Origin of the sequence: Brachybacterium sp. NPDC056505, assembly GCF_042794925.1 — a bacterium.
GTDB lineage: Bacteria > Actinomycetota > Actinomycetes > Actinomycetales > Dermabacteraceae > Brachybacterium > Brachybacterium kimchii.
In genome coordinates, this window is record NZ_JBHTSV010000013.1 from 1 (window position 1) to 18,790 (window position 18,790).

General features: G+C 73.6%; 17 protein-coding genes. 6 read left to right on the plus strand and 11 right to left on the minus strand.

Features of this window, described 5'->3' with window-relative positions; all coding sequences use genetic code 11:
- Positions 1 to 71 precede the first annotated feature (71 nt).
- The 3 genes from ACFQ53_RS09095 to ACFQ53_RS09105 all read right to left on the minus strand — a co-directional run bounded on the left by ACFQ53_RS09095 (position 72) and on the right by ACFQ53_RS09105 (position 3,341).
- Positions 72 to 992 (minus strand): endonuclease domain-containing protein, encoded by a 921-nt coding sequence (locus ACFQ53_RS09095; RefSeq protein ID WP_377858447.1) that lies wholly within the window; start codon positions 990 to 992, stop codon positions 72 to 74.
- 404 nt (positions 993 to 1,396) lie between these two features.
- Positions 1,397 to 2,185: a ferritin-like domain-containing protein gene (locus ACFQ53_RS09100; protein WP_152353709.1), complete on the minus strand. Its 789-nt coding sequence runs from the start codon at positions 2,183 to 2,185 to the stop codon at positions 1,397 to 1,399.
- Complete coding sequence (locus tag ACFQ53_RS09105) at positions 2,169 to 3,341, minus strand: hypothetical protein (RefSeq protein WP_377858451.1); 1,173 nt, start codon at positions 3,339 to 3,341, stop codon at positions 2,169 to 2,171. The genes ACFQ53_RS09100 and ACFQ53_RS09105 overlap by 17 nt, the downstream gene beginning before the upstream one ends.
- 429 nt (positions 3,342 to 3,770) lie before the next feature.
- Between ACFQ53_RS09105 and ACFQ53_RS09110 the strand changes: the two genes are divergently transcribed.
- Positions 3,771 to 5,933, plus strand: coding sequence for a hypothetical protein (locus tag ACFQ53_RS09110; RefSeq protein WP_377858463.1), 2,163 nt, complete (start codon positions 3,771 to 3,773; stop codon positions 5,931 to 5,933).
- Between the two features lie 112 nt (positions 5,934 to 6,045).
- Positions 6,046 to 6,552, plus strand: a complete 507-nt coding sequence (locus tag ACFQ53_RS09115) for a DinB family protein (protein WP_377858466.1) — start codon at positions 6,046 to 6,048, stop codon at positions 6,550 to 6,552.
- Positions 6,553 to 6,568: 16 nt separating this feature from the next.
- Here the strand turns inward: ACFQ53_RS09115 and ACFQ53_RS09120 are convergent, their stop codons facing one another.
- The 3 genes from ACFQ53_RS09120 to ACFQ53_RS09130 all read right to left on the minus strand — a co-directional run bounded on the left by ACFQ53_RS09120 (position 6,569) and on the right by ACFQ53_RS09130 (position 9,721).
- Positions 6,569 to 8,074, minus strand: coding sequence for a peptide MFS transporter (locus ACFQ53_RS09120; RefSeq protein ID WP_377858469.1), 1,506 nt, complete (start codon positions 8,072 to 8,074; stop codon positions 6,569 to 6,571).
- A gap of 59 nt (positions 8,075 to 8,133) precedes the next feature.
- Positions 8,134 to 9,069: an SDR family oxidoreductase gene (locus ACFQ53_RS09125; RefSeq protein WP_377858472.1), complete on the minus strand. Its 936-nt coding sequence runs from the start codon at positions 9,067 to 9,069 to the stop codon at positions 8,134 to 8,136.
- Positions 9,070 to 9,268: 199 nt separating this feature from the next.
- Positions 9,269 to 9,721 carry a DoxX family protein gene (locus tag ACFQ53_RS09130; RefSeq protein WP_377858475.1) on the minus strand — a complete coding sequence of 151 codons (453 nt, stop codon included), beginning with the start codon at positions 9,719 to 9,721 and terminating at the stop codon, positions 9,269 to 9,271.
- A 195-nt stretch (positions 9,722 to 9,916) separates the two neighbouring features.
- Here ACFQ53_RS09130 and dnaB point away from each other — a divergent pair, with 195 nt between their 5' ends.
- Complete coding sequence (dnaB, locus tag ACFQ53_RS09135; protein WP_200503355.1) at positions 9,917 to 11,296, plus strand: replicative DNA helicase; 1,380 nt, start codon at positions 9,917 to 9,919, stop codon at positions 11,294 to 11,296.
- Between the two features lie 182 nt (positions 11,297 to 11,478).
- Here dnaB and ACFQ53_RS09140 read toward each other — a convergent pair whose 3' ends face one another.
- Together ACFQ53_RS09140 and ACFQ53_RS09145 are read right to left on the minus strand one after the other, a co-directional pair.
- Positions 11,479 to 12,096 (minus strand): GNAT family N-acetyltransferase, encoded by a 618-nt coding sequence (locus tag ACFQ53_RS09140; RefSeq protein WP_377858480.1) that lies wholly within the window; start codon positions 12,094 to 12,096, stop codon positions 11,479 to 11,481.
- Positions 12,093 to 13,097 carry a hypothetical protein gene (locus tag ACFQ53_RS09145; RefSeq protein ID WP_377858483.1) on the minus strand — a complete coding sequence of 335 codons (1,005 nt, stop codon included), beginning with the start codon at positions 13,095 to 13,097 and terminating at the stop codon, positions 12,093 to 12,095. The genes ACFQ53_RS09140 and ACFQ53_RS09145 overlap by 4 nt, the downstream gene beginning before the upstream one ends.
- Positions 13,098 to 13,154: 57 nt before the next feature.
- On the opposite strand from ACFQ53_RS09145, the gene ACFQ53_RS09150 reads away from it, so the two are divergent.
- Both ACFQ53_RS09150 and ACFQ53_RS09155 read left to right on the plus strand, forming a co-directional pair.
- On the plus strand, positions 13,155 to 14,546 hold the full coding sequence (locus ACFQ53_RS09150) for an MFS transporter (RefSeq protein WP_377858486.1): 1,392 nt from the start codon (positions 13,155 to 13,157) through the stop codon (positions 14,544 to 14,546).
- Between the two features lie 89 nt (positions 14,547 to 14,635).
- Positions 14,636 to 15,613 carry an alpha/beta hydrolase gene (locus ACFQ53_RS09155; protein WP_377858489.1) on the plus strand — a complete coding sequence of 326 codons (978 nt, stop codon included), beginning with the start codon at positions 14,636 to 14,638 and terminating at the stop codon, positions 15,611 to 15,613.
- 44 nt (positions 15,614 to 15,657) lie between these two features.
- Here the strand turns inward: ACFQ53_RS09155 and ACFQ53_RS09160 are convergent, their stop codons facing one another.
- Positions 15,658 to 17,136, minus strand: coding sequence for a PLP-dependent aminotransferase family protein (locus ACFQ53_RS09160; protein WP_377858492.1), 1,479 nt, complete (start codon positions 17,134 to 17,136; stop codon positions 15,658 to 15,660).
- A 61-nt stretch (positions 17,137 to 17,197) separates the two neighbouring features.
- On the opposite strand from ACFQ53_RS09160, the gene ACFQ53_RS09165 reads away from it, so the two are divergent.
- Positions 17,198 to 17,860: a YitT family protein gene (locus tag ACFQ53_RS09165; RefSeq protein WP_377858495.1), complete on the plus strand. Its 663-nt coding sequence runs from the start codon at positions 17,198 to 17,200 to the stop codon at positions 17,858 to 17,860.
- Here the strand turns inward: ACFQ53_RS09165 and ACFQ53_RS09170 are convergent.
- Positions 17,838 to 18,374 carry a GNAT family N-acetyltransferase gene (locus ACFQ53_RS09170; RefSeq protein ID WP_377858497.1) on the minus strand — a complete coding sequence of 179 codons (537 nt, stop codon included), beginning with the start codon at positions 18,372 to 18,374 and terminating at the stop codon, positions 17,838 to 17,840. The two genes, ACFQ53_RS09165 and ACFQ53_RS09170, sit on opposite strands and share 23 nt — an antisense overlap.
- A complete protein-coding gene (locus ACFQ53_RS09175; RefSeq protein ID WP_377858500.1) occupies positions 18,371 to 18,673 on the minus strand; it encodes a hypothetical protein in 303 nt (100 codons plus the stop codon). Before ACFQ53_RS09175 ends, ACFQ53_RS09170 begins: the two co-directional genes overlap by 4 nt.
- Positions 18,674 to 18,790: the final 117 nt, after the last annotated feature.

The following is an 18,790-nucleotide window of genomic DNA, read 5'->3' on the forward strand; positions in this document are numbered from 1 at the left end:
GGCTGTCTCTGCCACATGTGGCAGAGACAGCCCGCCCACGCCGTTCCACGACGCCGCTGCCCTCGCACGCGTCACACCGGCAAGGCCCTGCGATGCAGACGGCGCCGCAGGAGCGTCATGAGCACGGCAGAGGTCCTGTCCCAGGTGAGGAACACCTGCTCCCAGGTCAGACGCGTGACCTTGTAGCCGAGGGCGGCGAGGGCCAGGTCGCGCCGACGGTCCTCGCGGTACTGCTCAGGGTCGTCGTGGAACCGTTTGCTGTCGCACTCGATCACCCAGTTCGTGCCGATGAGGATGTCGACGCGTATGCCGGGCAGCACGCGCACCTGCGTGCGGACGGGCACACGGCGCTGCTCGAGCCACCAGCGCACAGCCGTCTCGGTGCCGGACTGGGCGTCCGAGCGGACCCGGCCGAGCGACGTGCGCTTCCTGCGGGGGAGTCCGGCCAGCAGGTCGTCGAGCTGTCCCCGGGTCAGCACGTCCTTGTTGAGCGCGGACTCGATGAGGATGGCGACGTCGAGGGTCGTCAGGCATCGGGCCGCGTGCTCGAGCGTGAGTGTGATGTCAGGGACCGGGTCGTCGTCCGGCCAGGTGCGCAGGCTGGGCCGGTGCAGGATCAGCGGCTCCAGCGGACGCCGGGGTTCGCCGGGCCCGGGCTGCGGAGGTGGGGCGAGTCGCCCGGTCCTCGGATCGATCCTGCGGCGGATCTGCATCAGCATCGGCGGCGGTGCGGGAGCCGACGTGACCCGCGGGCAGAACGCATGGACGCCGTGCCCGACCGGGACCCAGAGGCCATGCAGCGCCGCCGCATCCAGGCAGGTGGGACGCATGTTCATCTCGAGCAGCGCGACGAGGTCGTCCGGCGCCTCGGGTGTCACATGCCACTGGCCTGCGGAGCGCATGGCGCCGTCGCGCAGCAGTCGACGCCGGACGTTCGGGTCCGGCTCGATGCTCGAGAGCCGGGACTTGCGGATGACTCCGGGGATCTTCATGGAGCGATGCCACCAGCAGCGTCCCGGGTGCGGGGGTGGGACAGCCCGAATGTGGACGAAGCGGGTATGGGGAGGGCCGACGGCCAGCGGCGCAAGCAGCGCACAGCCGCACAGCCGCACACCGGGTTCATCCGGGGTGCGCCTCATCGCATTGCTTTCACCGACCGGTATATACGGGACATCTCTGCCATATACGGCAGAGATGTTCCGTATACGCCGCTCCATGACGTTTGCCGACCCTGCTGGGCGCCGACCATGCTGGGCGCCGACCATGCTGGGTGCCGACCATGCTGGGCGCTGACCGTGCTGGGCGCCGACCATGCTGGGTGCCGACCATGCTGGGCGCAGGCCATGACGGCTCCCCAGCCAGGAGGAGTGGGCCCTCTCGCGGCTGCCGCGACCGGTCAGATCGCGATGCCCATCCGTCCGAAGGCGTTGCGGAAGATGGTGAGGTCGTCCAGGCCCGGCAGCTTCTGGATCTTCTTGTCGAGGGCGTCGAGCTCCTCGCCGCGGCCGCCGAAGAGATGGCCCATGACGTGCACGACCTCGTCGTCGCTCATGACGCCTGAGCCGACGGGGCGCCACGCCTTCGAGAGCGCGAGGCGGGTGGCCAGGCGTGCCTTCTTGGAGGCCTCGAGGCGCTCGCGGCCCTGCGTCGTGTAGAAGGCGACGTGCCGGGTCTCCTGCTGTGCGATGCGCTTGAGCAGGGGGCTGAGGGCCGGGTGATCGGTCATCGCGGAGAGTCGGCGGTAGGCGGCGACGGCCGAGAGCTCGTTCGCGGCACCCCAGGTCATGTGCACCGCGACGAAGTCGGTGCCCGCGAGGTTGGAGAGCGCGGACTGCTTGAGTGGGCTGAGCGCCTGGGTCCAGCCCAGCTTGACGCGCTTGGACTTCAGCTCGTCGTAGTCGACGACGATGCCGTGGCGCTGGAGGACGGCGGCGAGGGCCTCGCCGTGCCAGAACTCCTCGCGGTTCCACACGGTCATGAAGCCGCCGGTGGCGTGCTCGCGCCGCGAGGGCGTGACCAGCATGTCCCGCAGGTAGCAGGAGGTGTGGTACTCGACGTCGCACATGTAGCGCAGGGAGCGCAGGGTGGGTTCGTCCAGCGGCTGGGTCTCGAAGGTGTCGAAGTCGAGGTCGTCCCAGCCGACGGGCTCCGAGGTCTCCGCGAACTTCTCAAGGTCGAATGCCATCGGCTCCTCCGTCCGCTCGTCCGACGCCCTGCTGCACGATCCCGGCGCCCTTCTGCGCCACGGCACCGCCCGCGTGGGCGACGGCCCCGCCCGCCTGTGCCACGACGCCGCCCGCGTGCGCGACGACGCCGCCGGCACGTCCGACCCCGCGACGGATCGCGCGCGCCGGCCCGAGCAGACCGTGCAGGTCGGGCCCGGGGAGCAGACGCGTGATCTCGAAGCGGGCCGAGCGCAGGGCGGCGCGGTCGGAGGCGCGCCGGAAGATGCTGGGAAGCGCAGTCTCCTCGTCCGGCAGATGCTGACCGGCCGGGCGCATCGGGTCGCCGCCGACGGCGAGGACCGCGCGGGCGGCGATCGCCTCGCCGCGCGAGCGCGTGATCCGGGCGATCGCCTCGAGGCGGAAGAACTCCATGGTGCGGGTGCGCCGGGCGAGCAGCTCGCCGAGCACGCGGCCCGCCTCGGGAACCTGCGCGGCGCGGGGGAGGAGGGCGTCGACGGCCGCCCGCAGTCCGCCCTCCTGGATCGCCATGCGCGCCATGTGTCCGGCGGTGACCTTCTCGCCGGCCAGCCAGGTCCAGCCCGGGCCGACGATCGGCAGCGCCCGCTCGACGTACGCGTGGCGCAGCGCGGCGGCGGCGTTCGGGAGATGCGGGTGCGGGAGACGCGGCTGCGGGAGGTGGGGCCGCTCGACGTCGTGCCCGCCGCCGGGCAGGGCCTCGACGATCTCCTGGAGGGCGTGGGCCCACCAGTGGCGCTCCCACAGCCAGCTGCCGAGGAACGCGGTGATGCGGGCCTCGTTCGCCGTCCACGAGCTGTACATCGTGCGGGTCTCGGTGAGCGCGGTCGACTCCAGGGAGTGGAGGAACGCCAGGTCGCGCCGTAGATCCTCGAGGTCGTGGGCCTCGATGCCGTGCGGGTCCGCAGCGAGGTCCCGGGCGGCGCGCGTGATCTCCTCGGCGTCGACGTCGATCTTCCCGGGCACCTCGATCGTGTAGGCGCTGACGTCGAAGGACGTGCGCATGACGGGGGCGACGGAGCCGTCGGAGAAGACGCGCGTGCCCTCGCGCGGCGCGTCGTCGTGATAGGCGACGGGGCGCGGCGTCGGGCGTGGGGTGCGGCTCCGAGGACTGGAGCTGCGCCGTGCGGGAGCGCTCACGGGTGCTGGAACCTCCTGGCGCGCGAGGGGATGGGCCGCGGAAGCATCGGTTGTCGCCGGAACGTCCGGGACGCCGTCGCTGCGGACTGCGGCGGTCGGGCCCGGGCTCCACGAGGGAGCGGATGCCCGTCCATCCTAGTGACGCCCGGGTGCTCGTGGGAATCCGGGGCGCCGCTGTGAGCGGCTCCACGTCGGGGCGGGGGCCGCGCGGAGAGGCCCGTCGCCGCCCCGAGCGGCCGACGGGGCGTGCGGGGTGTCCCGGCTCCGCCTGAAAAGCCCATGACGAGGGCCGATGCGCCACATCGCCCCGCACCCGCAGAACCGGACGAAACGGACGCGCGACGGGAGGTGTCGCGCATCCCGCCCGGGCGTCCCGCCGACTCCCTTCCAGACAAGACCCTCGGACGCGCTCATTGGTAAGTTGCCCCCATGACCGCTCCCCGCTCCGCGTCCTCCGGGACCGGGACGGCGCACCCTGGTGACGGTGCGGGCGGGCGCTTCCCCGATCTCGCGGCAGTGCCGGTGCAGGTGCCCTCGATGGCCCGTCTGCGCGAGGCGCTGCGGGGCCCCGAGACTCCGCTGCCGCCGCCCCGCGGGGTCCGCGAGGCGGCCGTCCGCGTGCGCGATCTCGTCCACGCCGAGCGCTTCGCCGAGGCCCTGTACGTCGCCGAGCGGTTCCGCAGCGCCCCTGCCCCGCCGTCCGAGCGGCTGGAGCTGCTGAGGGCCCAGCTCACCGCCGCCCTCGCCGCGCACGACGAGCGAGGGGCGCACGACGAGCGAGGGGCGCACGTCAACCTCGCAGGGCAGGGCGACCGCGCTGCCCACGACGACCGCGCCGGGCAGGATCAACCGACGAGCCCGCAGGACCTGGTCGCCCTGCAGGAGCTCGTGCGCGACATGGTCCGGACCATCGAGGACGCCGGTGCCCCCGAGCAGGCCTCCGCGACCCTCGAGGTGCTCGGGCCCCGCCTGCGTCGCCTGGCCGCCGCGCCGTCGGATCCCTCAGCCTCCGCCACCGCAGCCTCGGCGGCCGCACCCTCGGGTGCGGGCGCCCCCCGTCGGCACCGCCGTCGGCGCGATGGCGACGCGATCCCGCCCGGTCTGCTCGCGGTCGTCGGCTGCCTCGAGCTGCCGAGGCCCGGCGCCGTCGACGTCGAGCAGCGCGCCCTGCGCGAGGCCCTCGTCGCCCTCCCGGAGCTGCAGGTGGCGCTCGTGGACGACCCGGGGCCGCTGCTCGCCGTGCGCTACGCGCAGGACCTCGAGGCGATCGGCTGGCTGCCGGAGGCGACGCGCCTCGCGCTCGACGTCCTCGACGAGGCCTCCCGGCTCGAGGCCCGCGAGGGAGGCTTCGCCGATGCCACGCGCGTGGTGGTCTCCGCCCACGCCGTACTCGCCCGGACGCTGCTCGAGGAGAACCCCCTGGCGGCCGTCGGCCACGCGCTCGCCGCTCTCGAGGGCCTGCGCGAGGTCGAGGACCCGTCCCTGCGCGTCGGACTCATCACTGAGCTGCTGCGCGCGCTGGTGCGCTGCGACCTTCAGGATCAGGCGACGTTCACCGCCGGGCGGCTGGCCTCCCTCACCCGCACCCTCCCGCACGACGAGCAGCGGATCGAGCCGCTGCTCGCGGTCGGTGCGCAGCGCGTCGCCGCCCGCCGGTACGACGGGGCCATGGTCGCCCTCGGCGAGGTGCAGTCCCTGAGCGCGCAGCTGCGCGATCGCCGCTCGCGCCTCGAGGCGACGCGCCTGCTCGCCCGGCTGCACCACGAGCAGGGGCAGGGCCTCGAGGCGCTCGACCAGCTCCGTCTCGCGGCCGCGGATGCACGCTGGGTCGCCGACGATCTCTTCACCCCGCTCGCCGAGCGGCCCCGATTCATCCGCGCCGAGCTCGACGCGGAGGCCCTGGTGCTGCGCCACGCCCTGGATCTGGGCAGGCCGGCGGAGGCTGCCGCCGCGTCCCGCGAGGTCGTCCGCCGCGTCCGCTCCGAGCGCGGCACGGGCAGCCTTCCCGACGCGCTGCTCTGGGACCACGAGGCCGACGCCCGCATCGGCGCGATGATCGCCGAGGGCATGCGCGCCACCGCCGAGCTCAGGGCCGACGGTGCCGCGGACGCCGCTGACGCCGGTGACGTCGGGGACATCGCGGATGCCGCAGGCGCGGCGGATGCCGGGGACGCCGGGTCGCCCGGCGGGACCGGTGGGGCCAGCGGAACGCGCGTTGCCGGCGGGCCCGGCGGGACAGGGCGGATCGGCAGGGGCCACCAGACCGATGGCGCCCGCGGGGCGGGAGCGAAAGCCCGTACCCCGTACGAGAAGGCCCGGCGCGAGGCGATGGCGACCCTGGAGCGGGTGCCGGAGGGCCATGAGGCGCGCGCCTCCTACTGGGGCGCCTACCTCGAGGACCGCCACGCCGCGATGCTCGCCGCCCGCGGCGAGCGCGCACGGGCGCTGAAGGCCGCACGCCGGGCCGAGCGCGCCTGGCGCCAGCTGGGCCGCGAGGACGAGGCGGTGCGGATCGCCGAGGAGATCGCTCACTGGTCATCGGGCGGAGCGCCCCGGCACGCGGGTCCCTCGCTCCCCATCGACCCTCACTGATCGGCCGACGGAACAGCCGTCGGCCCGGTCCCGGACCACGCGGAACCCGACTCGTCGGACCGTCGGAACGGGGCTCGTCGACCCGTCGGACCCGGGGCGTAGCGTGAGGGACATGAACGCCATCGACATCCTCATCGACGCCGCGGCGCGCCCGGCGGACGCCGTCGACGCACTGCGACCCACCCTCACTCCCGAGCTGCTCGTCCAGCACCCGGGCGGCCATCCGAACTCCATCGCCTGGCTGCTGTGGCACACGGGGCGCGAGATCGACGTGCAGCTCGCGGACCTCTCCGGCGAGCAGGAGGTCTGGGGCAGCGGAGGATTCCGTGAGCGCTTCGACCTCGGAGAGCTCGGTGATGCCGTCGGCTACGGCCAGAGCTCCGATCAGGCCCACTCCGTCGTCGTCACCGATGGCGCCCTGCTCGCCGAGTACGTGCGCGCCGCGACCGATGCGCTCATCGCCTACCTGCGCACCCTCTCCGAGGACGAGCTCGGCGCCGTCATCGACGACGCCTGGGACCCGCCGGTCACGCGCGGCGCGCGGCTGGTGAGCGTCATCGACGACGCCGCCCAGCACGTGGGCCAGGCCGCCTACGCGGCGGGCATCCCCCGCACCTGACCCGTCGGGGGTCGGATCAGTGCACCCCGGCCATGCCGCGGGTGACGGGCTTCGCGATCGCGAGCATGATCAGGCCGACCGCGATGGTGACCAGGCCCGTGATGCCGAAGTAGGCGACCTCGTGGTCCACCGAGTACAGCGTGGACAGCGAGCCGGACAGGGCGGTGCCGAGCGCGACGGCCAGGTTGTACAGGGCCATCATCATCACCGGGAACGCGGCGGGCGCGAGCCGGGTCGCGAGGGAGAGGCCGACGGGCGAGATCGAGAGCTCGCCGAACGTCGCGACCAGCAGGATCAGCGCGACCCACAGCACCGGCACGCCCGCGACCGGGGCCATCGGCACGAACAGCAGGAAGGCGACGCCCACCAGCAGGATGCCGATCGCGAACTTCACCGGTGTCCCGGGCTGGCGGCGGCCGAGCTTCGTCCACAGCGCGGCGAAGACGGGCGCGAGCAGCAGGATGAACAGCGGGTTGAAGGACTGCGGCCAGGAGATCGGCATCTCCCAGCCGAAGATGCTGCGGTTCAGCCGCTCGTCGGCGTAGACGACGAGCACCGTGAACTGCTGCTGGAAGAGCGCGAAGAACGCGGCGGTGCCGATGAACATCGGGATGAAGGCGAGGACGCGCGAGCGCTCGGTCGCGGTGATCTTGGAGCTGGTCAGCATGATCGCGAAGATGATGATCGCGGCGACCACGGAGATCCCCACCACGATGTTCGCGAGGTTGCCGGGGTTGATCACGCCGGCGAGCACCAGGATCACGACGAGCAGCACGGCGACCACGGCGATGACGCCCCACAGGACGAATCGGGAGCGGGGCAGGGGGTCGGGCACGCGGTTCGCGTTCGTGGGCAGGGAGTCGCGGGTGAGGACGTACCAGACCAGGCCGACGGCCATGCCCACCGCGGCGGCGCCGAAGCCCAGGTGGAAGCCCCAGTTCTGCTGGAGGAAGCCGGTCACGAGCGGTCCGAGCAGGCCGCCGATGTTCACGCCCATGTAGTAGAGCGAGAAGCCGGCGTCGCGCTTGGGGTCGTCGACCGCGTAGAGCGAGCCGACGAGCGTCGCGGCGGTGGCCTTGAGCCCGCCGGAGCCGATCGCGACGCACAGGAGGCCCGTGACCAGGCCCGGGACTCCCGGAAGCAGCGCCAGGGAGATGTGGCCGAGCATGATCAGGACGGCGCTCGCGAACAGCGTGCGCTGCGGGCCGATGAGCCGGTCGGAGACCAGCGCGCCGACGATGCAGAACACGTACACGGCGCCGCCGTAGGCGCCGACGATCGAGGTCGCGACGCCCTGGTCGATCCCGAGACCGCCCTGGGTCATCGCGAAGTACATGTAGATCGCGAGGATCCCCTGCATGCCGTAGAAGCTGAACCGCTCCCACATCTCGAGGCTGAACAGGTTCATCAGCGGCCAGGGCTGTCCGAAGAACGTGCGGCCCCCGTGGTGCGGGGCGGCGGGATCGCCGGATGCTGCGGAGGGGACCGCCTCAGTGCGGTCCGGGTGCTGGGTGGCATTCACGGGCCGCCATCGTGCCGCCGCTGCGCGCCGGGCACAAACCCGTGCGCGCTCCTCGTGACCTAGCAGACGCCGCGGTCCGTGCTCGTCCATTCGCTCAGAGAGGGGCCGATCAGGCGGGCCGACGGGCCCGGCAGGAGGGTGTTCGCACTGATCAGGCCACCGAAGTAGGGGGCACGGGGCGACTCGCGGAGGGTCGGCGAGCCGGCCCCGAGGGCGCTGCGCACGAATGCGGCGAGGGACATCCGGTCGGGCCCGGCGATCTCGAGGTCGCCGCCGAGGGGCGCGGTGACTCCGTCGGTCGCGTCGGTCCCGTCGGCCCCGAGGAGCCGGGCGACGAGCCGGGCGAGGTGCGCGGCGACCGCGTCGCCGGCGATGGGCTGGACCTGGATCGCCGGGAGCAGGACCGCGGGGCTCGTCCCGTCCGGCTCGTCCGTGCGCTCGGTGTGCTCCGTGCGTTCCGACGCCGCGGCGATGCCGCGCGCGAACTCGAAGAACTGGGTGGCGTGCAGGATCGTCCAGGGGATCCCGCCGTCGCGGACGATCTGCTCCATGCCGGCCTTGGCCCGGTAGAAGGGCACGTCGGGCGCGCGGTCGGCCCCGACGATCGAGAGCGAGAGGTGGTGGCGCACTCCCGCGGAGCGCTCGGCGTCGAGAAGGTGGCGGATCCCGGTCGTGAAGAAGTCCTCGAGGACCTCGGGCGCGAAGGACCGTGGCTTCGAGGCGTCGACCACGATGTCCGCGCCGCGCAGGGCCTTCTCGAGGCCCTCGCCGGTCACGGTGTCCACGCCCGTGGAGGGCGAGGCGACGACCACCTCGTGGCCGTCGGCCTCGAGCAGCCGCACGAGCTTCGCGCCGATCGTGCCCGAGCCGCCCACGACGGCCACGCGGGCGGACGCGGACCCGTGAGCGGCAGCGGACCCGTGGGCGGTCGCGGTCGTGGTCGCGGCGGTGGGCGCGGGCCCGCCGGGCTGCTCGGAGCGTGCGGAACCTGCCATCGGAAGGGGCCTCCTGGAACGCGACGGGGCACGAGGAGCGCGGATCGCTCCGCACCCATCGTGCCCCGTGGTCGTCGCCGATGGGCCGTCGGCCCGTAAGTGGTGTCGAACCCGTGTCGAGTCGGTGTCGAGCCGGTGCCGATCGGACAGCGTGTCGTGCGGCCCGTCGGTCGTCCAGCCCGTGCGCCGTGCGCGCGTCTCAGGCGCGCGCGGAGCGCCTGCCCGAACGCCGGCCCACGACGAGGTGGTCCAGGGAGAGGCGGCCGGAGCCGGTCGCGGCCAGCGCCAGCGCGCCGGCGCCGAGGCCGCCCACGAGCTCCCAGCCGCCGCCGTCGACGAAGACGCCCGAGCCCACGTGGACCAGCAGGGCCGCGACGAGCATGTCGATCGCGAGCAGGATCCCGACCCACGGCGTGAGCACGCCGAGGATGAGGGCGATGCCGCCGGCGAGCTCGAGGATCGCCACGACCGGGGCGGCGAGCTCAGGCATCGGAACGCCCATGCCCGCGAAGTTCTGCGCGGTCGCGTCCAGTCCCCACTCGGAGATCTTCTGGATGCCGTGGGCCGTGAAGACGACGCCCAGGACGATGCGGGCGACGAGCAGGCCGAGGTCGCGGGTGGTCGAGTGGCGCTGTGCGGTGGCGGTGGCCATGAGGGGTCCTTCCGTCGGATGCGGGGGTCGACCCGGGCCCGCGCCCGCCACGGCGAGCGTCCGGCGTCGGGCGGTGGCCGCCCACGGTAGTGGAAAGATCAAAGAGTTGGGAAGGGGGCGTGCGACTCCACACGCGGTCCGCGTGGATCCACAGCCCCGTCGGGCGGCGTCGGCCCTCTTCCCTAGACTGTCCCGGTGACCCAGAACGACGCCTTCGAACCCGGCCCCGATCGCGGACTCGAGCGGACCCCGCCGCAGGACCTCGCCGCCGAGCGCGGCGTGCTGGGCGGGATGATGCTTTCCAAGGACGCGATCGCCGACGTCGTCGAGAAGGCCCGCGGCTCGGACTTCTACCGCCCCGCGCACGAGGTCATCTTCGACGCCATCACCGACCTCTATTCGCGCGGCGAGCCCGCTGACCTGGTCACCGTCTCCGACGAGCTCACCAAGCGCGGCGAGCTGCAGCGCGTGGGCGGCGGCGCCTACCTCGCCGACCTCATCGACATGGTCCCCACCGCCGCGAACGCCGGCTTCTACGCGGACATCGTCGTCGAGCGCGCGACCCTGCGCCGCCTCGTCGAGGCCGGCACCCGCATCGTCCAGCTCGGCTACGCGGCCGACGGCGGCGAGGTCGAGGAGGTCATCAACGAGGCGCAGGCGCAGGTCTACGCGGTCACCGAGCGCGGTCAGAGCGAGGACTTCCTGCCGCTGTCCGAGGTCATCGGCGGCACCATCGACGTCATCGAGGCCACGCAGAACCGCGGCGGCCAGGTCACTGGCATCCCCACGGGGTTCTCCGAGTTCGACGAGATCACGCAGGGCCTGCACCCCGGCCAGATGATCATCTTCGCCGGCCGCCCCGCGATGGGCAAGACGACGCTGGGCATGGACGTGCTGCGCTCGGCGTCGATCCACAACGGCCAGACCAGCGTCATCTTCTCCCTGGAGATGGACAAGACCGAGATCACCATGCGTCTGCTCTCGGCCGAGGCGCAGGTGCCGATGGGCAAGATGCGCGACGGCTCGATGGACGACCGCGACTGGCAGGCGATGGCGCGCGCCATGAGCCGCATCGGCAACGCGCCGCTGTTCATGGACGACTCCGCGAACATGTCGCTCATGGAGATCCGCGCGAAGTGCCGCCGGCTCAAGCAGAAGCACGACCTCAAGCTCGTGGTCATCGACTACCTGCAGCTGATGAGCTCCGGCAAGCGCGTGGAGTCGCGGCAGCAGGAGGTCAGCGAGTTCTCCCGTGCGCTCAAGCTGCTGGCCAAGGAGCTCGAGGTCCCGGTGATCGCGATCTCCCAGCTGAACCGCGGCAGCGAGCAGCGCCAGGACAAGAAGCCGATGATGAGCGACCTGCGCGAGTCCGGCTCGATCGAGCAGGACGCCGACCTCATCGTGCTCATCCACCGCGAGGACTACTACGAGAAGGAGTCCCAGCGCGCCGGCGAGGCCGACCTCATCCTCGCCAAGCACCGCAACGGCGCCGTGGGCACCATCGCCGTGGCCTTCGAGGGGCACTACTCGCGCTTCAAGGACATGCCCGGGGGCGGCGGCTTCACCGGCGGGTGAGCGGAGGCGTCGCCGGACAGCGGTGCGAAAGGTAGAGCAGCGTTCGTGCGAAAGGTATAGTAGAACGCCTGCTCACGGTGCAGTGGAGCCCGTCCTCGTGGGCGAGAGCCGGCCTTCGCTGAACCCGCATCAGGCCAGGTCCCGACCGCTGCTCGCCGTCCCGTCGGCCGAGCCCGCGGCGCTCACCGCAGGGTCTCGACCAGCTCCTCGTCGCTGAGCTCCCGGTCGGAGAAGACGAGCCGGACCGCCGACGGATCGGGGTTCCCCGCATCGGGTCCCCGGTGGCGCTGCACCAGCCCCAGCCGCCGGGCGAGAGCCGCGGAGGCCTCGTTGTGCTCGAGCAGGAAGGCCACCACCGGCACGTCGGCAGCGGCCGCACGAGCAGCCTCGATCGCGGCCCGCGCCGCCTCGCGGGCGAATCCCTGCCCCTGTGCCTCGGGGCGGAAGCGGTAGCCGAGGTTCCAGAACCGCGCACCCTTCGCCGCCTCGTCGACCGCCCCGCGCAGCGAGCAGCCGGCATTGCCCAGCAGCTCGCCCTCGCCGCGGGGGCGCACGATCCAGGTGCCCAGGCCGTCCCGCTCCCACTGGGCGATCCAGTGCTCGAGCATCGTGCGCGTGTCCTGCTCGTCCGTGTGCCGGAGCTGCGGGAAGTGCTCCCACACCCGCGGATCCGCGTACAGGGCATGCAGCTCGGGCAGGTCGGAGAGCCGCGGCACGTGGAGATCGAGGCGCTCGGTGCTCCGCTCGGGGCCGACGGGTCCGTCGGGTCCGCCCCGGTCCGCCCGCGCGTCGGGACTCATGCGAGCCCGTGGCCGGCATCGGCGCCGGAGCGCTCGTCGTGCAGGACCAGCAGCCGGCGCTCGGCATCGCTCGTCGGCTCGACGCCGTTCCACCAGACGCGCCTGCACGCAGCGCTGCCCGCGCAGGACGACTCGAAGTCCCGCACCCACGACGCGTACTCGTCGGCCGCCCGGCCCTCGGCCGGCCAGCGCACGCCCAGCGCCGCGCGGCCCACGCGCCACGGCTTCGGCGCGAGCCGCGCCCTGTAGGAGCCCTGTGCCCCGCACAGCCTGACGTACAGAGGATCGGAGCCGAGCTCGTCGAGGATGGCGCGGGCCTGCTCGCTCGCGGGCGCCGCGCCCGTCCCGCTGATCAGCACGCGGAAGCCCGCAGCCGTGCGGTGCAGGTGCACGCCCCAGTCGGGGTGGGCCCCGGCGAAGGCCTCGACCCTCTCGCGCACGGCCGTCGCCTCGGGCGTCGCGTCGAGCGCATCGGTCACGCCCGGCGCGTCGTCGGGCCCGGTCCCCGTGCGCGCATCGGCCCCGGCGTTCGCGTCGTCGCCCGCAGCGGCGGGCGCCTGCGCCCGTCGTCCGAACAGACGCCCCAGCAGGGATGGGCGCTCCCCGCCCGCGCCCGCAGCTGGGCCCGCACCGCGCGCGGAACCCCGTCGCCCCCGCGCCAGCGCCGAGGCCGGCAGGTCCACATCGGCGATGAGCACGGCGTCCGTGTTCAGCACGGCGGCGCCGTAGCGGTTGCGGGTGATCACCGCGAGTAGCGCGCCGTCGTCGCCGCGCACCTCCTCGAGGATCTCCTCGCGCACGGGCCGGCCGGGGTAGTACTCGGCCGCGCGGGTGTCCTCGATGCCGCGCGCCGCGAGCTCCTGCGCCCGTCGCTCGGCGCGCGAGAGCGCGTCCTCGCGGGAGCGGTCCGACCACCCCCACACGTCCACGGGGACCTCGCCGCGGCGACGGGTGGGGACGGTGGTGGTGCGCGGGGCCCAGAAGCGGGGGATCGGTTCCATCGGTCCAGCGTATGGGGCGATGCACGAGGAGCGGGCGAGGAGGGGGAGAATCGACCGGTGACGTCCCCGGGCACTCCTTCCTCCTCGACCCCCGATCCCGACCTCCCCGCGGCCTCGACGCGCCCCGCCGCGTCCCGCCGTGCCGCCGCGTCCGGCCGCACCGCGGGCGCCGTCGGGCTCGCGCTCGCGATCGTCTTCGTGGTGACGATCTCGCTGAACCTGCGCCCCGCGGCGTCCGGGCTGGGCCCGCTCATGGAGGACATCACCGGCGCCTACGGAGTGGGCGCCTGGGCCGACGGCCTGCTCACCGCGCTGCCCTGCCTGTGCTTCGGCGCGTTCGGCCTGCTCGCGGTGCCCCTGTCCCGGCGGATCGGGCTCACCGGGACCATCGTGCTCGCCTTCTCGCTGCTCGCGATCGGGCTGATCCTGCGGCCGCTCTCCGGCTCGTTCGGGCTGTTCGTGCTGCTCAGCGCGGTCGCTCTGATGGGGCCGTCGCTCGTCAACGTGGTCACGCCGGCCTGGGTCAAGCACCACGGCGGACGCTCGACCGTGCTGCTCATGACCGCCTATTCGATGCTGCTCTCGGTCGGAGCGGCCGTCGGTCCGGCGATCGCCGTCCCGCTCGCCTCCGGGGGCAGCGGCTGGCGCTTCTCCCTGCAGGCCTGGACGGCGCTCGCGGTGCTGCCGGTGCTGGTCGGTCTCGTGGTGCTCGCGAAGGTCGGCAACGACTTCCCGCGCGCGACCGACGGCGTCCTGCCCCCTGAGGACACCGCATCCGACCCGTCGGTCCCCGATGCCGCGACGGAGCGCGCGCGTGCCCGTACCGCCGCGCGCGTGGCGGCCCGCAGCGTCCCTCTGCACCGCTCGCCGACCGCGCTCTTCCTCACGCTCATGTTCGGCCTGCAGTCGATGAACGCGTACACGCAGTTCGGCTTCCTCCCGCAGATCCTCACCGACGCCGGGCTCTCCGGCGCCGCCGCCGGGGCGACGGTCTCGCAGGTCGCCGCCTGGGGCATGATCGGCGGCCTCGTGATGCCGACCGTGATCGCCCGCTCCCAGCGCCTGGGCGTGTTCGCGCTCGCCTTCGGCGTGCTCACCGCGATCGGCTACCTCGCCCTGATCATCGCGCCGGCCGCAGCGCCCGTCGCCTGGGCGGCGCTGCTGGGCATCGGCGGGTTCGCCTTCCCCACCGCGATCGCGATGATCCCCGGCCGCACCCGCGACCCCGCGATCACGGCGAGGCTCTCGGGGATGGTCCAGCCCGTGGGCTACCTGCTCGCGGGCATCGGCCCGCTCGTGATGGGCGCGCTGCTGCAGGCGACCGGCTCGATGACGCTCGTGCTGTGGCTCCTGGTGGGGAGCGCCGTCCTGCTGGGAGTGGCCGGCTGGCGGGCCAGCGCCAACAGGCTCGTGGACGACGACCTCGTGGACGCCGTCGAGCGCGCCTGAGACCCGATCAGAGGCCGACGGGTCGGGCATCACGCGGCATCGCGCGGTGTCCGCACCGCGCGATCGAGAGCGCATGCGAAGATGCCCTCATGAAGTCCATGCACGTCGAGACCCCCGTCCCGCAGGTCGACGAGGAGGAGGCCTCCGGGGCGCGCGCCCTGCGCGTCGGTGCGTTCATCAGCGCCCAGATGCCCATCGGCCTCTACGAGCTCAACGTGCGCCGCACCCACCACCCCACCAAGCCCGACCGCGAGCTCGTGGACCGCTCGCTGGTCACCCGCTCCCGCCACCGCGGCATCCCCGTGACCTGGATCGACCGTGCCCGCGCGAACACCGGGGTGGTCATCCATCTCCACGGCGGCGCCTACGTGAACGGCGAGAGCCCGAACCATTGGGACTGGCTCGCCGACGTGCAGCGTCGCACAGGGTCGGCCGCGGCCATGCTGCACTACCGGATGGCGCCGGAGATGCCCTACCCCGCCGCCTACGACGACGCCGTCGAGGGCGTGCTCGGCATCCTCGAGGACCTCGACGCCGTCACCCCGCGGTGGGTGCTCTCCGGCGACAGCGCCGGCGGCGGGCTCGCGCTCGCCGTGGTCCAGGCCCTCCGCGAGCGCGACGAGGCCCTGCCCGCGGCGATCCTGCTGACCTCACCGTGGGCGGATCTCACGGGCGAGGACCCGCGCCGCGTGACCCAGGCCGAGAAGGACCCGGCGCTGCGGCCCGACCTGCTCGCGCGCTGCGCGGCGATGTACGCGGACGGCTTCCCGCTCGAGGACCCGCGGCTCAGCCCGCTCGGCGGCGACCTCCACGGCCTGCCGCCCGTGCACCTGACCGTCGGCGACCAGGACCTGCTGCTGGGCGATTCCCAGCGACTGCGTGACCGCCTGGGCGAGGCCGATGTCCAGGTCACCTACCTCGAGCAGCCCGGCGGCTGGCACTGCTACCCGCTGGTCTGGCGCGGACCCGCCGCCCAGCGCGCCCGCCGCGCCCAGATCGCCTTCGTGCGCGACGCCCTCGGCTTCGACGCCCCCGTGAACGAAGGGCGCCGCGCCGCCGCGCACTGAGTTCCGCGACCGCGCCGTGCGCGCACGGTCGCGCCGGCGACCGCTCAGGCGCGGTCGAGCTCGCCGAGCACGGCGATCGCCGCCACGAGGTCCTGGGGCGACGCGGAGATCGGCAGCCTCAGAGCGCCCGGCCAGCCCTGCGCGGGGCGCCCGCCCGTTCCGTCGGCCCCGCCCGGGGCGAAGAGCGCTCCGGGCGTGAGCAGGACGCCGCGCGCCCCGGCCTCCTCGACGAGTGCGGACGACGGCCGGCGCAGGCCCGTGCACCACACCGAGAGACCGCCGTCGGGCGCGATGGCCGACCAGTGCGGCGCATGCTCCTCGAGTGCCGCGCGGACCTGCTCCCAGGAATCGCTGAGACGCTCCGCGTGCACGGTCACGCCGTCGGCGGACAGGACGGGGAGCAGGCGCGCGGCGATCCGCTGCTCGAGCACGGGCGCCCCCAGGTCGACGCCCGTGCGGCGGCGCGCGATCGTCTCGATGGTCTGCGCATCCGCTCGGATCCAGCCGATCCGCAGGCCGTTCCACAGGGTCTTGGACGCAGAGCCGACGGTCACCACCGTCGACTCCGCTTCGCCCGAGCCCGAGCCCGAGCCCGAGCCCGAGCCCGGGCCGGTGCCCGTGCTCCCGCCGAACGCCGCCACCGGGCGGTGCATCGGCAGCCCGCGCCAGTTCGTGCCCGCGAGGGTCTCGTCGATCACGAGCACGGTCCCCGCTCGTGCGGCGGCGCGGACGAGGCGCTCGCGCGCGCCCTCGCTCAGCAGGCGCCCCGTCGGATTGTGGAAGTCGGGCGTGAGCACCGCGGCCGCGAGCTCACCGGATCCGACGGCGTCCTCGAGGGCGCGCCCATGGTCGCCGACGACGGGGATCGGCACCGGCCACCTGTCGAGGCCGCGGATCACCTGGGCCGTGTTGGGGTACCCGGGGTCCTCGGTGCCCACTCTGTCCCCGCTCGCCGTGAGCGCGGCCAGCGCCAGGTGCAGGCCGCTCACCGCTCCTGCGGTCACGAGCACCTGGTCCTCCGCGGTGGGCAGGCCGCGCGCGGCGAAGTGCTCGCAGATCGCCCGGATCAGCTCGGGGAGCCCGCGCACGGGCGCGCTGCCCCAGGAGGGGTCGGTCTCCACCGCGGCGGCCTCGGCGAGCGCTGCTGCACGCAGGGCAGGGTGCGGGGGCAGGAGCGTCGAGCGGAGGTCGACGGCACCGGGTGGCGCCGCGGCGAGGTCGCCCTGGAGCGGTTCGAGCGGCCGTGCGGCCTCTCGGGGCAGGCGCAGGAACCGTCCCGAGCCCTGCCGGCTGACGAGGAAGCCCCTCTCCTTCGCGGCGTCGAGGGCCCGCACCACGGTGCCGCGGGAGAGTCCGAGCCGAACGGCCAGGGCGCGCTCCGAGGGCAGGCGGGCGTCCTCGGGCAGGCGCCCGTCCACGAGCGATGCGACCAGGGCGTCGGCGAGCCACTGGGAGCGTCCCGTTCGGGGAGCGTCGCCGAGGACCGTCTGCAGACGGGACACGGGGAGGTCGCGCGGATCCATGGGGCCAGTCCACCACGATTGGCTCTATCCCACAGGTCCAATCCATGGGCATGCTGGACGCATGCCCGCCGCTCTCGAGAACGTCAGCCTGCGCGACCAGTTCCACCTGGACCGCATCGCGCTGCGCCTGCTCTCCCTGTTCCTGGGCCTCACCGGATACGGCGCCGCGCTCGCGCTGCTCATCCGCTCGGGGCTCGGAGCGGATCCGTGGGACGTGCTGCACGTGGCCATCGCCCAGCGCATCGGACTGAGCGTGGGCACGGTGATCATCCTGGTGAGCTTCCTGGTGCTGGCCGCCTGGATCCCGCTGCGCCAGCACCCCGGCATCGGCACCCTCGCCAACGCGCTGTGGGTCGGCGTGGCCACCGACCTCACCCTGTTCGTCGTCCCGCCCGCGCACGGCCTGCCGCTCGCGATCACGATGATGGTCGGCGGCGTGCTGCTGAACGCCGTGAGCGACGCCGTCTACATCGGCGCCCACTTGGGGCCCGGCCCCCGCGACGGACTGATGACGGGCCTGCACCACCGCACCGGACGGCCCGTCGGCCCGCTGCGCTTCGGCATCGAGGCGACGGTGCTGGTCGCGGGCTGGCTGCTGGGCGGACCGGTGGGCGTGGGCACCTTCGTGTACGCGATCGCCATCGGCCCGATCGTCGGCTGGGTGCTCCCGCACGTGACGATCCCGGTGCGGCGTCGAGCGGTCAGAGGAGCAGCTGGAGCGTGACCAGGTCCCACCAGCGGTCGAACTTGAAGCCGGCCTCGGGCATGCGGCCCACCTCCTGGAACCCGCAGCGCTCGTGCAGGCGGATCGAGCCGACGTTGCCGGCCTCGACGAGCGCCACCAGGGAATGCATGCCGTGCTCGCGGGCGTGCGCGACGAGCGCCCCGAGCAGGGCCCGGCCCACTCCGCGCCCCTGCGCCGCGGGCAGCAGGTAGATCGAGTCCTCACCGGTGAAGCGGTAGCCCGCGTAGTCGCGCAGCGGGGAGAAGCACGCGTAGCCGAGCACCTCGTCGTCGGACCCCGCGGCCACCAGCATCGAGCCGCGGTCCAGGTGGGCGTCGAACCAGGCACGGGAGGACACGGACTCCGGGACCTCGTCGATCCACAGGCCCGAGGAGCTGCGGATGGCCTCGTCGCGGATGCCGAGCACCACGGGAGCGTCCTCGGCGAGGGCCAGCCGGATGCGCGGGGGAACGGCGGTCGACGCAGCGACGGCCGGCCTCGGATCTGCGCTCATCGGCGCGCGCCCCCTCGAGCGTCGGCTCCGCGACCGGAGTCGGCGTCCATCTCGCGCCGCACGCGCGCGGCCTCCTGCTCGCTGCGGGCGGCGATCCGCGCGAGGGGCGAGGAGCCCTCCGCGGCGGCGCCGTCGGACATGCCGTGCCTGCTGCCGCGCCGAGTCGACGGCTCCTCGCGCTCCAGCACGAGCCAGACGATGCTTCCGAGGGTGAGCAGGACGGTCAGGGCGACCAGCACGACGAACACGAACGGATCGAACTCGGAGGGGTCGCTCAGCCAGTCCACGAGCCAGTCCATGTGTCGTCCCCTCTCGCTGTGCGGTGCCGTGCGGTGATGTGCCGCGTCGTGCGCTGCTGTCCTGCGCGATCGCACGGCGCTCGAGGACGTCCACAGGCACGCCGGGAGCGCTGACCT